We start from the raw sequence: 14,723 nt of genomic DNA on the forward strand, positions 1-14,723 counted from the left end.
TTTAACTTGAAAAGTGAGGTCCGTCCCTCCTTAGTAACAGGTACATAAAGTAGGGGGCACCGATGAGGGCGATCATGATGCCGGCGGGGATTCCGTCGGGTTGGAGGATGTTCCGGCCGATGGTATCGGCGAGGAGCAGGAGCCAGCCTCCGAGTAATATGGCGATGGGGATGAACAGTTGGTTCCGTGGCCCGACCATCGCTTTTGCCATATGAGGGGCCATCAGACCGATAAAGGCGATCCCTCCTGTAACGGAAACGGCAGAGGCTGCCAGGGCAACTGCCACGATCAGCATCAGGAACCGCTCACGGTTGATCGAGACGCCAACCCCCACAGAAACGGGTTCACTCAATCCCAGCAGGTTAAGCATCTGGGATTTATAAAGGGCAAATGGAATGAGGACCACAAGCCAAGGGAGAATCGCCCATATGAACGGCCAGTCGGCACCCCATATATTCCCCGCCAGCCATTTGGCAATGAAATCCACCTTTGCCCGTTCAGCACTCGAAATCAGAATGACCATGAGCCCCGACATGGCCATTGAGAATCCAACTCCCACTAAGATAAGCCGGACAGGCTGTATCCCGTTTCTCTTACTATATGAAAATAAGTAAATCAAGCAGGCTATAAGGAGTGCCCCGCAGAAAGCCACAACCGGAAGCAGATAAGCAAATGACCCCGCATCGATTGGGAAAAATAAAAAGAAGATGGCAATAGCAACACCTGCACCTGAATTGATTCCGATGATACCGGGATCGGCCAGGTCATTCCGGGTCATCCCCTGCAGGATGGAACCGGATAAGGCAAGGGCCATCCCAGCGAGAATCGTGATGATGATCCTCGGTAAACGTATGGAGAAAAGGATGAATTCTTCTTTGAATGTCCCATCACCCAACAGAGTGGGGAGTAGTCTGCCATACGATACGGAAGAATAGCCCAGTCCGATGCTGATAAAGGCTGTTGTGACAATAAGGATGAAAAAAGCTATAAGCAACCATCGTTGTTTTTTAATCAAGTCCGGATGTATCATGAGAATCCTTTCCCTCCTTTATGTACGATGAACAGGAAGAACGGAAGTCCCATCATCGCGACGATCGCTGCCACGGGTGTTTCGTATGGAGCATTGATCGTGCGTCCAAGTGTGTCGGCCATTAGCATGAAAGAAGCTCCAAACAGGGAGGAGATCGGAATAATGAAACGGTAATCTGTCCCGACAACCGCCCGGACCATATGGGGAATCATCAATCCTATGAACACCATATTCCCCACCAGTGCAACGGCGGCACCTGCAAGCAGGACAATCACAATGAACAGGACACTTTTCACAACCGCCGTCCGCTGTCCCAAGCCTACCGCCACTTCTTCATTCAAACTCAAGATTGTCAACTGCCTGGATAAAAGTAAGGACACTAATATACCAATCATGATGAACGGAACGATCACTTGCAGCTGAGACCAGGTAGTACCGATCATTCCACCTGCTGTCCACATGGAGACATCTTTCGATAGCTTGAAATACAAGCCGATCCCTTCTGCAATGGCAAATAAAAAAGCAGATACGGCAGCTCCTGCCAGTACGATCCTAAAGGGGGAGAAACCGCCCCTTTTCATGGAGCTGATCCCGAATACCATAATGGCCCCTGCGGCAGAACCTATGAAGCAGGCAATCATGATCCCGACATAACTGATGGAGGGGAGGAATGCGAGGGCGACTGCCAATGAAGCATTCGCTCCGGCTGTCAAGCCGAGTAAACCGGGATCGGCCAGGGGATTCCGTGTCATGCCCTGCATGATGGCCCCTGATACGGCCAGGGCCGCCCCGACCACAATGGCGGCAACTTCCCGGGGGAAGCGGATCTCTTGGAGGATATTAATCTTATCTCCCTCGGCTGAGAAGGTGAGGGCATGAAAGACATCCCTCACCGTTGTTTCAGCAGCTCCGAATGTAACAGATACCAAGAAGGCAGCTGCAAAAAGAAAGGTTGTACCGATCAATTTAAATATAAATGGAATTCGTTGATTTTGAGTGAGCATCATCCATCATCTTTTCTTTTTAAAGTATGGAAAAGGGGAATTCTCATCATAAGAATCCCCCTTTAAGAATTAATTACCTAGAAATTTGTCTTTGAAGAAGTCCAACTGGTAATCCAGTGTAAGAGGATCATTAAAGTAAAATTCCATCATATTCACTTCAAATACCTGGTTGTTCTTCACGGCAGGAATGTTTTTGTATGTTTCGGTTTCCATAAAGGAGTTATCCGCTTTAGGATCTTTACTTATAATCAGGTAGTCTCCGGCAAACTCAGGCATCACCTCAGTCGAAAGGGCAAAATATCCCGGTTCCAACGCCTGTTCTTTTACTTTTTCAGGCATCTTCAAATCCATTTCCTGATAAAGGATTTCTGTACCGCGTCCCCAGTTGTTGCCGTAAACGTATAATTGCTTATTGAAACTTTCAATGACAGAAACAGTCGCGTCTTCACCGATTTTTGCTTTGATATCATCTCCGGCAGCTCGAGCACGCTTCTTGAAATCATCCACCCATTTCTGAGCTTCTTCTTCCTTGTTTAATAGTTTCCCAATTTCAATGTGCTGCGTTAAATAGTCTACTTTTCCATATGTGTATGTAACCGTAGGAGCGATTTCTTTTAATTTATCGACATTCTTGATATTGGATAAACCGATGATCAGATCGGGATCCAGTTCGATGATCTTTTCGAGACTTTCATCGGTTACTTCTTCCACGCCTTCGAGTTCTTTATCCCATCGTGGATTCAATTTGGACCAGGAGTCGACGCCGACCAGATTCACATTAAGTGCCATCACGTTACCGGTAAATGAGGATAGGACGACGACACGCTGTGGGTCAGCAGGTACTTCTACGGGACCATTTTCTGATTGATAGGTGATGGTATCGGATTTACTTTCCTTTTCCTTTGATTCTGAACCTTCTTCTTTTGTTGCACCATTGCTGCAGGCACTAACCAATAACACTAATATCAGAGTAAACGGAATGAGCCATTTTTTCATGTTGATCTTCTCCTTTGAGTAAATTGTATGTGATGCACATTGGTTTATTTGTTAGGGGATCTCTTCCAATTTCGGCATCAATGTGAAATACCTTTTTCAATACGTCATGGGTGATGACTTCTTCGCAACTTCCGGATTGGACGATTTCACCTTCTTTTAACGCTACGATATAATCGGCAAACCGGGCTGCCTGGTTTAAATCATGCAGGACCATTACGATGGTGCGTTCCTGTTCCAGGTTGAGCTTTTGTAACAGTTCAAGTACTTCGAGCTGGTGGGCCATGTCTAAATATGTAGTAGGTTCATCGAGGAAAATGATGTCCGTTTCCTGGGCAAGAGCCATGGCGATCCACACACGTTGGCGCTGACCGCCTGATAAGGCATCGACTTCTCTATACTTGAATTCGAGAGTCCCAGTCACTTCAAGTGCCCAGTTGATTACGTCATAATCCTTTTTCGTCAGCCGTCCCATTCCTTTTTGGTGGGGGAACCGTCCGTACGACACCAACTCACCAACCGTCAAACCACTTGCACTTTCAGGTGTTTGCGGGAGAATGGCCATCTTTTTTGCCAATTCCTTTGTATTTCCTTTTGAAATGTTTTCACCATCCAACAGGACAGTGCCGGAGTGGTGGGGGATGATGCGGGTAATCGCTTTCAACAGGGTGGACTTTCCACAACCATTGGATCCGATGATGGTTGTGATCTTTTTATCCGGGATGTCGACGCTGAGATTTTTCACAATCAGGCGGTCCCCGTAACCAATGTTTAATTCGTCTGTACAGAGGCGAACCATATTATGACCTCCATTTATAAAAAAATATTGATAATGATTCTCATTCTCGAACAATTTCAATACTATAATCCTTTTTTCCCAATGTCAACAGAAAATTTGGTTGTCAAGTGGATGAAAAAGAGATAGGATTTAATTGAGAATGATAATCAATTAAAGTTTGGTTACTCAAGGAGTGAACGGAAATGGAGAAGGAACTATTTGATGTAACGGTCATCGGTGGAGGGCCGGCTGGCCTTTACTCAGCTTTTTATAGCGGTCTTAGAGAAATGAAGACAAAAATTATTGAATTTCAGCCTGACTTAGGTGGAAAGATACATGTATATCCCGAGAAGATGATTTGGGATGTAGGGGGAATGACTCCTGTACCGGGTGCAAAACTTATTGAGCAGATTGTTCAACAAGGGCTGACATTCGATCCGACTGTCGTCCTGAATGAAAAGGTTGAATCGATCACACGCAATGAAGAAGGAATCTTTATTCTTGAGGGATGTTCCGGTAAAAAGCATTATTCAAAAACGGTCATCGTCGCAGTGGGAAGCGGGATCATAAATCCTCAAAAGCTAGACATCGAAGGAGCTGAACGTTTCGAAATTACCAATCTACACTATACGGTGAAATCACTGAAACGATTCAGAGGAAAGACCGTCATCATCTCAGGTGGAGGCAACTCAGCAATCGACTGGGCAAATGAACTCGAGCCGGTGGCTGAGAAGGTATACATTGCCTATCGAAAAGACGCCCTCAAAGGACATGAAGCACAATGCGCACAGCTCATGAACAGCTCGGCTACCTGCTTACTAAATACGTCCATTTCTAAGTTGATTGCAGGTGACGACCATGATTCGATTGAAAGGGTAGAGTTGACGAATCACCAGACAAATGAAGTTTCCTACCTGTCGATCGATGAAGTGATCATCAATCATGGATATGAAATCGATACATCTTTACTTAAGAATAGTTCACTCGATATCGACATGATCGATGAGTATTATATAGCAGGCACGGCAACGAGCGAATCCTCCATAGAAGGACTTTATGCAGCAGGCGATATCCTGAAACATGAAGGGAAAGTGAACCTGATTGCCGGGGCTTTCCAGGATGCAGCAAACGCGGTCAATAAAGCCAAACAATTCATTCAGCCAGGCGCCAATGAATTCGCCATGGTCTCTTCCCATAACGAAGCATTCAAGAAAAGGAATAAAGAATTGGTTAAGCAGATGATGAAATCATAAAGGTAATGCTCCCCCAGAGGATAGAGGGATTGTTCATTTATACAGATAGATTTTTATCTGATCCTGCTTATCTATCGTTGCCAGCAAGATGTCATGTACTGTTGCATCATAAGAATTTCTTAATTGATCGTGCAGCCAGGATTCGTCTTTATTCAGCTTCATTAATTCCGATTGATTGACTCTGCCATCCTCAATAATGGGGATGGGGAGGTCAAATGTTTTAATAGGGAGTGCGACATCCAGATGTGTAACGGGCTGATACTGTGGTTTGAGAAAAAATGAAATCTCTCCTCCAGGCTCCCACAGGGCGATCGCAACTTTATGAACTTCTTCGATTTGCTGCTTCCTTAATTCAGATAACAGGCTTTCTATAGGAATCCTTGCTTTCTTAAGATTTTTATATAAGATTTCCCCATTATGTATTATAGAAATAGGTGAAGGATCGAGTATTTTTCGTATGAAGGTTGAATGAAGACTGAGGTAAACCCCAAGTAGATAGAGAATCACCAATGTTCCCATAGTGAGCATAGATCCCTTCATTCCTAACCCTTCGTCAGACAAGGGGTGAGCCATAATATTCCCGATTAAAAGTGCCATGACAAAATCAAGGAATCGCAGCTGAGAAATGGAGCGTTGTCCCATCAATTTGGTTATGATAAGTAAAAAGATGAATCCTATAGCAGCACGGGAAATCCATTCCACAGCGGTTAGTGAATCCTGGCTCATGAAGAAATCCAATACGCACGTCCTCCTTCTTTCTTAACTGACAATTAGTCTTTCCAGAAAGTACTTTCAAGAAACAAAAAAGATGCCTGCAATTGCAGACATCTTCGAGGGTTATGCATTATATTGGTGAACATTTTTGTGATCAGATTGAGAACGTTTATTTGCCAGGAACCCACCAATAAGAATCGCGGCGGTCAGTACGATGGTGATGATGGTAGTAATCAGTCCATGTTCGATATTGATCAAGTCTAAGAATTTTTCATCCGACACGATCATTTCACCTGCTGTGTAGGCAAGGATCCCTGCACCAAGGTAAGCGATCCAGCGGAATCTTTCAAGGATTTTCACAATGGCTTTCGATCCGAATATCATGATCGGAATCGAGATGAAGACGCCTAGGGCGATCATACCGATATGTCCATGTGCGGCACCTGCAACAGCAACGACATTATCAAGACTCATGGCGGCGTCTGCGACAATGATGGTCATGATGGCCTGTCTAAGTCCGGTGTGTGATTTGATATTGGCTTCCTCTTCATCTTCAACGAGCACCTGGTAGGCAATCCATAGTAACAGGACTCCTCCTATGAGATGCACATAAGGAATCTGAAGTAAATAAACGATGATGGCAGCAAAGAAAATACGCAGGATGACGGCGCCCGCCGTTCCCCAGAAAATGGCCTTGTTCTGAAGGTCCTTCGGTAATCTCCTTGTTGCCATGGCAATGACGATGGCATTATCTCCAGATAAAATGATATCGATGGCTATGATTTTTAAAAGGGCAATGATTGCACCAGTGGATATGGCTAGTCCAAGTGGAAATAACAAATCCATATTGCTTCCTCCTTGTGTATACGAATCTATGAATAATTTGATAACTAATCTATTATACCACATTTTTTCAATAGAAAAACGTCCAGCAGTCGCGTGAGCCGTTAACTCTATTCCATGGGAGGAATTTCATGGTTAATAGAGAATACATGCTCATCTTCTATGCGATCAAAAAATCCAACCACCAGAAAATCCCCGACTCCACTCAGGATCGGGGATTTTGGTTTGATTATGATTGGGGATAAGGCAGTGGATAGGGATAAGGGTAAGGATACGGATAGGGATAAGCAGGAACCGGCACCGGGTAAGGACCGGGTGACGCGGCGGCCCCAACCGCTAAACCAGTCACTGTCCCCGCAGCAAATCCGGGGTAACCCCAACCGTGATATCCCCAGGTTCCCCCGTGATTCCAATTGCCTCCCGGGTTCCAGCTTGTTCCGTGTCCCCAAGTCGCGTGGCCGTGCCCGTTTCCCCAACTTGCATGCCCTCCACCGCCGTGAGCGGGTCTATACATAGTGTATGGCAGATTCAATGTCATTCTCACCTTTCTTAAAAAGAGGGTTGGTACATCATATGTGGATTTTGTGGATGAGGAATAAGAATTTGAAGTCTTAAGTTTTAAACAAACCGAACGTGGTAAATGAAACATACTACATTGACAAGAGGAGGATTCACACGTTTTGGCAACCATCGTTACAGTAGGAGCCATTCTATTTATTTTGGCCAACTTAATTTATTTCTTTAAAGATAAGCACTTTAAGTATAGTTATTTCAGTACAGCACTTTTTTTGAAGCTGTTCTTTGTGCTTCTCAGTATCATGATCGCGTTTGCTGTCCTCTACTATGCCCTGTCGTTTGACAATCCTATGCTCAGGATAAGCTCGCCGAGTGGGGAGCCGGTGGAGCACACATTCCTTAACTATCTCTACTATAGCGGAGTGACGATTTTGTCGGTCGGTTACGGGGATTATATCCCGACGGGTCATCTCAGGTTCTTTGCGCTGCTTGAAGCGGCGATCGGTCTGTTACTTCCGACGGCCTACTTTATGAAGGTTTTGGATTCGAAGAGTAATAAGGGGAATGAGTAGGATTCGAACCTAAAAAGCGTGTACCAGGTACAATCGTCCCCGACTGTACCTGGTACACGCAAAAAATTACATCCACATCCCCGGTTTCACCACCATAAACCACAGCATGGCCAGGAGGAGAATGAGATAAATCCAAACGGTCCGATGTAACTTTCCAACAAGCTTTTCCCTGTCCGCATCTTCCTCTTCGAATTTCCTTAAAGTCGGCGAAAATGCCCGTGCCAGAAAGAAGAGAGAACAGAGCATGATGACGAGGGTCATGACGATCCACGGCGTCGTCCATGTCCATGGTCCCAGAAGTACGAGGAGGATCCCCGTTCCGACAAGGACGTGCCCTGAATGCTTGGAAAGCTGCACGGTGAATCGGAATGTATCCAGGTACGAAGGCAGGATGGACGGGGACGCGGTCCGTAACTTGTTCATCGTCAAGAGAAGTAAGAAGAATGGCCCGATGGAAGCCACGACACTTATGACATGAAGATAGATCAATGTTCTATATAGCAGTTGCTCCATGTGAAGTGCTCTATTCTGTCACTAAGCTAAATTCGTGGACCCATACTTTCATGCCGGGGTGCCACGGCATTCCTGGATGATAAGAGAGGATGGCATTTTTATAATCCTCCACTGTTTGAAACCCTTCTTGCTTGGCGTGTTCGTCTGTCAGTTCGCCGAGTGACTGTGAATAGACGCTGTTCACTATGTATTTCGTTCCTTGAAGCTCCATGATTTCCCCGACATCCGCGTATCTTCCGTTTCGGCGGGTCGCCGTTTTCGTTCCTTGAAGCACTTTTTCGACGTCTTCCGCTTTCGTGACTAAACGCTCGATGGAACATGTTTTTGGTGGCAGTTCTTGATTTGACATGTTAAAAAACCCCTTTCGACCTATACTATAGCATAGTCTTGGGTCGGGGAGAAAAAAAGGTGCTGTCTATATCAGGGCTGAAATGTCCCTTTTGTTTCCAAAAAAGGATTTCTATCTCTAGTCGTAATGGCTTTCGGGTGCTATGATTGGATGAAATATCCGATATAGAAAGAAGGCTCCGACGTATTGAAAAAATGGCAAACGTATATCATCCTTGTGTTCATCATGCTCATATGGGGCTTTAATGTGCCGGCGTTAAAAACGCTTGTAAGCGAATTTACACCTGTTACGATCACCTCGCTTCGCATTTTCACAGCAGGTGTTACAGTATTTATTCTCCTTGGCCTGATGGGAGAGATCAGGAAGCCGACAGGAAAGGAATTTCTGTTCATCATTACCGGTGGTCTGTTAAATGTGGTCAGTCATCATTATTTTTTATCAGTCGGGTTAACGGGAACATCGTCTACAAATGGGGGCCTGATCCTTGGAACGGGGCCATTATTAACGGCTCTAATGGCGACGATCATCCTCAGGAACCGGCCGACCATGATCAAGATCATAGGGTTTCTTTCAGGCAGTGTCGGTGTGACGATCATTGTATTGTCGGGAGGAGAAGGAATCGGTGGTCTGAAGATGGGAGATTTGTTCATTTTCATCTCCATTTTTTCTCAGGCGTTGAGCTTCATCATCATAAGCCGTGCCGCCAAGACGTTGGATCCCCGGTTGTTGACGGGGTATATGCTTGTGTTCGGTTCTGCCATTCTGTTTGTCATCAGCCTGATCACTGAGCCGGGAGGACTGAAGCAATTAGGTGATGCACCGGTCGAAATATGGGTATTGTTTTTTGCCTCAGCCATATTGGCCACAGCAGTTGGACATATGATTTACAATCATTCGATTGGTAAAATAGGGGCTGCCGAAACATCGATTTTCCTGAATCTCAATACCTTTTTCTCCCTTCTTGGAGCGGCGATTTTTCTTGGTGAAACCGTGACAGTCTATCACCTGTTCGGACTGGTGTTCATCGTTCTTGGAGTCGTGTGTGGTTCCGGGACCCTCGAAGAATTTGTGGTTAGAAGAAAACAAAAGCGGTTCCTCGAGGGGAAACAACATCACCATATGTAGGTTTAATGAATCCATCATAATTATTACTTTCCTTCAATAAAATGAAGAGTCAATATATTTTAAGGAGGAAGGGTATGCTGAACGAACAAATTCAAAAGCTCTTAAATAATTTGATTGGAATCGAGCACGTGTCTACTACTCTCTATCTTGCCATGTCCGCCTATATGGCGAATCAGAATTATACAGGGATGGCCAGTTGGCTGAGACTACAGTCGGAAGAAGAGCGAACACATATGTTGAAGCTTATCGACTATGTGACAGACAGGGGAGGGCTAGTCGAGCTTCAGCAGCTCCCTGCGCAGCCGAAAGAGTATGGCACCCCTCTTCAAACGTTTCAAAAAGTGCTGGAGCATGAGCGATTCGTTACCAACTCTTATCAACAAGCATACAATTATGCCGCCCAAAATGATCAACAGACTGCTGTCATCATTCAGGAATTTCTGAGAGAACAGATTGATGAAGAAGCTCAGGCGCTGACGATTGTCGATCGGTTGAAACTTGCCGGAGATAATCCCGCCGCTCTACTCGTACTGGACCAGGAACTTGGTCAGCGTACAGCAGCACCTGCAGCCGGTCCCGCTCCTGCGGGTGGTTGATTCAGGCAGTGAATTCCTGCTTTCCCATTTTTGGGAGCAGGTTTTTTTTATTGAATCAAGATGAAAAGGGATACTCTCTACCCCGACCGTTCATACTGAAGAAAACGAATCTCTTAAAGGTGATCAGATGATTTATATTTACAACGATTTCGGTGGGACTCATACCACGTCCATGGCTGCAGCCTATCATTTACAAATACTGAAACCGGGGAAGTTGACGAAGGAAGAGATCCTTTCTGTTCCATATTTTAACCAACTTACAAAAAAAGACACGGGGCATATTCTATATCACGGAACGGACGAAGAAGGGTGTCCCGTCTATACGATCGGACGAAGGAATTCCAAGTATGTGGTCCCTGCCTTAACCGATCTAAGTGATATCTTACTTCGTCGATACGGACAAGAGGAGAAGATCATCATTTCCAACACTTCGCCAACCGTCCCGCCAGCTATGACAGCGGGAGGTTTCTTCTCAAGGGAACTGAAGATTGATTGGATCGGCGTGCCCCTCCTTGTGAAAGGGGCGGAGCAGTGCCATGGTCTCATTCAGCATCTAGTGGAGGAAACAAAGCGTGTGGCAACAACATCCCATGAACAGGTCGTAGTATTAGAAAATAAAAAATATCAATATAAAATGGGAAAAAAGGATATCTTCTGGAAGTAAAGCATATTATAATAAGTAAATACTACTGGGTAAAAGGTCTGTTCTGTATGGGCCTGTACATAATGGTCATACTACAGTAAAACGGAGGTGTCGACATTGGAAGGTAAACCATTTCACTTTGATGGCAGTCACCATTTCGCAGCAGGGGAAACACAAGAAAACACTCCATTTGAACTAACAGACGAAATGAGAAAACATATCGGGGGGAACCCGTTTGAAGTACCAGGAGAAGAAGAGTAAGCATCGAATGCTGTCCTACAGGGCAGCATTCTTTTTTTACAGTGAAAAAGGATAATTCCATTCATATCTTCACAAAATACGATTGTGAGTTAATAGAAGAAAGGATGGATGATGAATGGCAAAGGTGTTATACATTACCGCGCATCCCCATGACGATACCCAATCGTACAGCATGGCGGTTGCGAAAGCATTTATGGATACGTATAGGGATGTGAACCGGGAAGATGAGGTAATTCACCTCGATTTGTACCGGGAGCATATTCCCCATATCGATGCGGATGTCTTCAGCGGTTGGGGGAAGCTTCAATCAGGTAAAGGATTTGAGGAGCTTTCCATGGAAGAGCAGAAGAAAGTAAACCGCCTTAATGAACTATCCGATCAGTTCATCGGGGCTGATAAATACGTATTTGTGACCCCTTTCTGGAATTTTTCATTTCCACCGGTGATGAAAGCATATATCGATTCCGTGGCAGTGGCAGGGAAATCATTCAAGTATACGGAGCAGGGGCCGGTTGGATTATTGACGGACAAGAAAGCGATACATATCCAGGCCAGGGGCGGTATTTACTCTGAAGGACCGGCAGCAGGCATGGAAATGGGGCATCGTTATTTAAGCCTTATCATGCAATTCTTTGGTGTACCTTCCTTTGAGGGAGTTTTTGTGGAGGGACATGCGGCAATGCCGGATAAAGCACAGGAAATCAAGGAAGATGCGATTGCGCGCGCGAAAGATGCAGCACATACTTTCTAATTGAAAAGCTTAAGAAAGAGCCTGAACATAAGCGTTCAGGCCCTTTTTTCTTTATACGATGGCTGACTTCTCGACGTCAGCCTCTGTCGGTTCGGGTACGAAAGCAAGGATCACAATCCCTATGATAAAGAGGATGACAAGGCTGAATACTCCACTGTTGGACGCGCCGGTCATTTGTGCGGTGACAGCCACTAATAACGGTCCGAGAATCGATGCAAACTTACCAAAAATATTATAAAACCCGAAGAATTCGTTGGCGTTTTTCTTCGGTATCAGCTTTGCAAAATAAGCCCTGCTCAGTGCCTGGATGCCCCCTTGAGAAGATGCGACGAGCATGGCCAATATCCAGAAATCCATGGTTGTCTCTAGAAAATAGGCGTATATGCACACGATGATATACACGGAAATGCCCACATACAGCATCTTTTTACCCGTGAATTTTTCAGCCATCCTTCCATAGAGGATTGCGAATGGTCCAGCCACCACCTGGGTCACAAAGAGGATGATCAAAAGGTTGGTGGAGGTGATACCAAGATCCGATCCGTACGCCGTGGACATGGTAATGATGGTGCCGACACCGTCAATATAAAAGAAGTAAGCAAGCAGGAATAAAAAGAGTGCCCGATATTTCCTGATTTCTTTCATCGTTTTGCCAAGACGTTTGAAGCTGTTCGCGACTGGGCTTTTTTCCCGTTGGATGAAGTAGCGCTGATGGACATTCTTTAATAACGGTATAGAGAAGAGACCCCACCATAAAGCGGTGATCACAAAGGCAATCTTACTAGCGACGGTAACGGAGATGGGAATGGTCCCGTTCTGGGATAAGATGATGATGGCGATGCTTAGGATGAACGGTATCGTGCTCCCGATATACCCAAATCCAAATCCCCGTGATGATACACGATTCATCCGTTCTTCCGTCGTTACGTCGGTCAAAAAGGCATCGTAGAAGACGTTCGACCCGGCGGATCCGACTGCTGCCACTGTATAAAAGACTAAAAGAAGCAGCCATTGATCGCTCGGGACGAAAGCGAGGAGGAGGGTGAATGTCACACCCAGTGCAAAGAAGAAGGAAAAGAACCTCTTCTTATATCCCTCATAATCGGCGATGGTACCAAGGATGGGACCAATCATGGCCAGGATGAAGGTCGCAATGGCAATGGTGTATCCCAAATAAGCCGTTGAATTAGCGGCACTGACACCTGCATTTGTAGCGGCCGCTTTATAAAAGAGCGGAAAGACGGCGGTGGAAATGATGATGGAATACGCTGAATTGGCCCAATCATAAAAAATCCAGCTGCTTTCTTCTTTTGAAAAACGTTTCATGGTTTTTCCCCCTAAGGAAACAGAATCTTCATTAGATATCCAATACTTCTTCAATCGTTTTTCCGTCAATATCTTCTAAGGTGAGTCCGAGCAATCTGGCAAATGTCGGTCCTTCATCAATGAGACCCATGGAAGAAATCTCGAGGTGAGGACGAATTCCTTTTCCCGCCGCCATGAAGATCGTGGAGTAGTTCTCCTTTTCCGGAGAATAGCCGTGGGAGCCGTACGTGTAACGCTTTTCCTTCACATCTTCCGGAGTGATCGTATGGATGAAGGAACCATCCAATGCATCTTTGAAATAAAACCCGAGTCTGGCTTCGAGCATGAACGAACACTGTTCATCGGCCCCTTTCCCGGCAGCTTCCTCTCGAGTGAGGATGGATTCGATTCCACTCGCTGGATCAGGTTGTATTAGCTCCAAAAGGTCCTTCACTTTCTGCTTTGAATCGGGATCCTTTGTATACACATAGGCAGAACCATCACACCCTTTGCAATACGCTTTCCAGTCAGTGATCTTCCCGCGCCGGTTTACGGTGATGAACCCCTGTTCCTTTAGGAGGGTGTTGAGTTGGACGGCCTTCGATTCATCGAGGGCACTATGATCACCAAGGGCTACGATCGTCGACTTATCATAGATGCCGTTGTCCCTTAACGCTCCTACGATCCTTCCCAATCTGTCGTCATGGCGGCGGAGCGCTGCATTTGCTTCGTCTGAAGAGAAACCGTGGTAATGCCGCTTGGTATCAAGATCCGTAAAGTGTACAAGCAATAAGTCTGGTTTCCTTTTGATTGTTTCAAGCGTCGATTCAAGGACGAAATCATCCAGCTCAGGTTGATTCAGGCCATTGCGCATATGGCCAAAAAGACGATTCATCTGCAGTTGGAAGAGGGGGCTCCCATTCAAAAGTGAAACGAGGATTTGATTATGCCAGGAACGATTGGCGAAGATTTCCGGCATATTATAATCGATATCCGCTTTGGCTGTCACCGGCCAAAGGAGGGCAGCGGTGGTCATCCCCGCCTTCTTTGCTTCGTCATAGAGGGTGGTACCCTTAATGGATTTCCGATGCCAATGCCAGTCCGGCGAGTCCCTGCCAGGCTGGAGGAGTGTATTATTCACTATACCGTGACGATTGGGGTACTTTCCGGTGACAATTGTGGCGTGACAGGGATACGTGACAGAAGGATAGATGGTTTCAACCCTTTTGCAGTAAGAACCATGTGAAAGCAGCTCCTGGAAGTGGGGGAGTCCTTTTAGAATCGAAAAATCCAAGGCAGATAAACAATCGAAAGAGATGATGATGAGGTGATCCGTCAAACGTTCCATAAAGTCCTCCAATATCCTAGCAGGATTGTACTATATACCTATTAATATAGCAGAACATTCAGAATAAAAATATGAAATTTCGATTATGTGGAGATGAAGGGGATGTAATGAGTGTGATGAAAATTGAAA

Annotated in this window: 18 protein-coding genes; 7 read left to right on the forward strand and 11 right to left on the reverse strand. The window is 45.6% G+C overall.

What is annotated here, in order from left to right:
- Nucleotide 1 precedes the first annotated feature (1 nt).
- The 4 genes from M1J35_RS08870 to M1J35_RS08885 all read right to left on the reverse strand — a co-directional run bounded on the left by M1J35_RS08870 (nt 2) and on the right by M1J35_RS08885 (nt 3,826).
- Complete coding sequence (locus tag M1J35_RS08870; protein ID WP_254653454.1) at nt 2-1,030, reverse strand: FecCD family ABC transporter permease; 1,029 nt, start codon at nt 1,028-1,030, stop codon at nt 2-4.
- Complete coding sequence (locus M1J35_RS08875) at nt 1,027-2,034, reverse strand: FecCD family ABC transporter permease (protein ID WP_254653720.1); 1,008 nt, start codon at nt 2,032-2,034, stop codon at nt 1,027-1,029. The genes M1J35_RS08870 and M1J35_RS08875 overlap by 4 nt, the downstream gene beginning before the upstream one ends.
- A gap of 69 nt (nt 2,035-2,103) precedes the next feature.
- Entirely contained in the window at nt 2,104-3,030 is a 927-nt protein-coding gene (locus tag M1J35_RS08880; RefSeq protein WP_254653455.1) for an iron-hydroxamate ABC transporter substrate-binding protein, read from the reverse strand.
- Nucleotides 2,981-3,826 carry an ABC transporter ATP-binding protein gene (locus M1J35_RS08885; RefSeq protein WP_254653456.1) on the reverse strand — a complete coding sequence of 282 codons (846 nt, stop codon included), beginning with the start codon at nt 3,824-3,826 and terminating at the stop codon, nt 2,981-2,983. Before M1J35_RS08885 ends, M1J35_RS08880 begins: the two co-directional genes overlap by 50 nt.
- Nucleotides 3,827-4,008: 182 nt before the next feature.
- On the opposite strand from M1J35_RS08885, the gene M1J35_RS08890 reads away from it, so the two are divergent.
- Nucleotides 4,009-5,058, forward strand: coding sequence for an NAD(P)/FAD-dependent oxidoreductase (locus M1J35_RS08890; RefSeq protein WP_254653457.1), 1,050 nt, complete (start codon nt 4,009-4,011; stop codon nt 5,056-5,058).
- A gap of 33 nt (nt 5,059-5,091) precedes the next feature.
- Here M1J35_RS08890 and M1J35_RS08895 read toward each other — a convergent pair whose 3' ends face one another.
- From M1J35_RS08895 to M1J35_RS08905, 3 genes are all read right to left on the reverse strand, one after another.
- Nucleotides 5,092-5,796: a DUF421 domain-containing protein gene (locus M1J35_RS08895; protein ID WP_254653458.1), complete on the reverse strand. Its 705-nt coding sequence runs from the start codon at nt 5,794-5,796 to the stop codon at nt 5,092-5,094.
- Nucleotides 5,797-5,895: 99 nt separating this feature from the next.
- Nucleotides 5,896-6,618: a TerC family protein gene (locus M1J35_RS08900; RefSeq protein ID WP_254653459.1), complete on the reverse strand. Its 723-nt coding sequence runs from the start codon at nt 6,616-6,618 to the stop codon at nt 5,896-5,898.
- A gap of 226 nt (nt 6,619-6,844) precedes the next feature.
- Entirely contained in the window at nt 6,845-7,129 is a 285-nt protein-coding gene (locus M1J35_RS08905; RefSeq protein WP_254653460.1) for a hypothetical protein, read from the reverse strand.
- Nucleotides 7,130-7,295: 166 nt separating this feature from the next.
- Between M1J35_RS08905 and M1J35_RS08910 the strand changes: the two genes are divergently transcribed.
- Nucleotides 7,296-7,703 carry a potassium channel family protein gene (locus tag M1J35_RS08910; RefSeq protein WP_254653461.1) on the forward strand — a complete coding sequence of 136 codons (408 nt, stop codon included), beginning with the start codon at nt 7,296-7,298 and terminating at the stop codon, nt 7,701-7,703.
- A 66-nt stretch (nt 7,704-7,769) separates the two neighbouring features.
- Here the strand turns inward: M1J35_RS08910 and M1J35_RS08915 are convergent, their stop codons facing one another.
- Together M1J35_RS08915 and M1J35_RS08920 are read right to left on the reverse strand one after the other, a co-directional pair.
- Complete coding sequence (locus M1J35_RS08915; protein WP_254653721.1) at nt 7,770-8,207, reverse strand: hypothetical protein; 438 nt, start codon at nt 8,205-8,207, stop codon at nt 7,770-7,772.
- Nucleotides 8,208-8,226: 19 nt separating this feature from the next.
- Nucleotides 8,227-8,565, reverse strand: a complete 339-nt coding sequence (locus M1J35_RS08920; RefSeq protein WP_254653462.1) for an ASCH domain-containing protein — start codon at nt 8,563-8,565, stop codon at nt 8,227-8,229.
- Nucleotides 8,566-8,751: 186 nt separating this feature from the next.
- Here M1J35_RS08920 and M1J35_RS08925 point away from each other — a divergent pair, with 186 nt between their 5' ends.
- The 5 genes from M1J35_RS08925 (at nt 8,752) to M1J35_RS08945 (ending at nt 11,941) form a co-directional block, all read left to right on the forward strand.
- Nucleotides 8,752-9,690, forward strand: a complete 939-nt coding sequence (locus M1J35_RS08925) for a DMT family transporter (protein ID WP_254653463.1) — start codon at nt 8,752-8,754, stop codon at nt 9,688-9,690.
- Between the two features lie 77 nt (nt 9,691-9,767).
- Nucleotides 9,768-10,286 carry a ferritin gene (locus M1J35_RS08930; RefSeq protein ID WP_224521129.1) on the forward strand — a complete coding sequence of 173 codons (519 nt, stop codon included), beginning with the start codon at nt 9,768-9,770 and terminating at the stop codon, nt 10,284-10,286.
- A gap of 127 nt (nt 10,287-10,413) precedes the next feature.
- Nucleotides 10,414-10,950, forward strand: a complete 537-nt coding sequence (locus M1J35_RS08935; RefSeq protein WP_224520661.1) for a DUF3189 family protein — start codon at nt 10,414-10,416, stop codon at nt 10,948-10,950.
- 96 nt (nt 10,951-11,046) lie between these two features.
- A complete protein-coding gene (locus tag M1J35_RS08940) occupies nt 11,047-11,190 on the forward strand; it encodes a hypothetical protein (protein ID WP_224520660.1) in 144 nt (47 codons plus the stop codon).
- 115 nt (nt 11,191-11,305) lie between these two features.
- Nucleotides 11,306-11,941, forward strand: a complete 636-nt coding sequence (locus M1J35_RS08945) for an FMN-dependent NADH-azoreductase (protein WP_224520659.1) — start codon at nt 11,306-11,308, stop codon at nt 11,939-11,941.
- Nucleotides 11,942-11,992: 51 nt separating this feature from the next.
- On the opposite strand, the gene M1J35_RS08950 is transcribed toward M1J35_RS08945, so the two are convergent.
- Both M1J35_RS08950 and M1J35_RS08955 read right to left on the reverse strand, forming a co-directional pair.
- On the reverse strand, nt 11,993-13,267 hold the full coding sequence (locus M1J35_RS08950) for an MFS transporter (protein ID WP_254653464.1): 1,275 nt from the start codon (nt 13,265-13,267) through the stop codon (nt 11,993-11,995).
- A gap of 31 nt (nt 13,268-13,298) precedes the next feature.
- The gene (locus M1J35_RS08955) at nt 13,299-14,594 is read right to left on the reverse strand and encodes an alkaline phosphatase family protein (protein ID WP_254653465.1); all 1,296 of its coding nucleotides are present in this window, start codon (nt 14,592-14,594) and stop codon (nt 13,299-13,301) included.
- Nucleotides 14,595-14,723: the final 129 nt, after the last annotated feature.

This window comes from Rossellomorea sp. KS-H15a, from assembly GCF_024195245.1.
Taxonomy (GTDB): Bacteria; Bacillota; Bacilli; order Bacillales; family Bacillaceae_B; genus Rossellomorea; species Rossellomorea vietnamensis.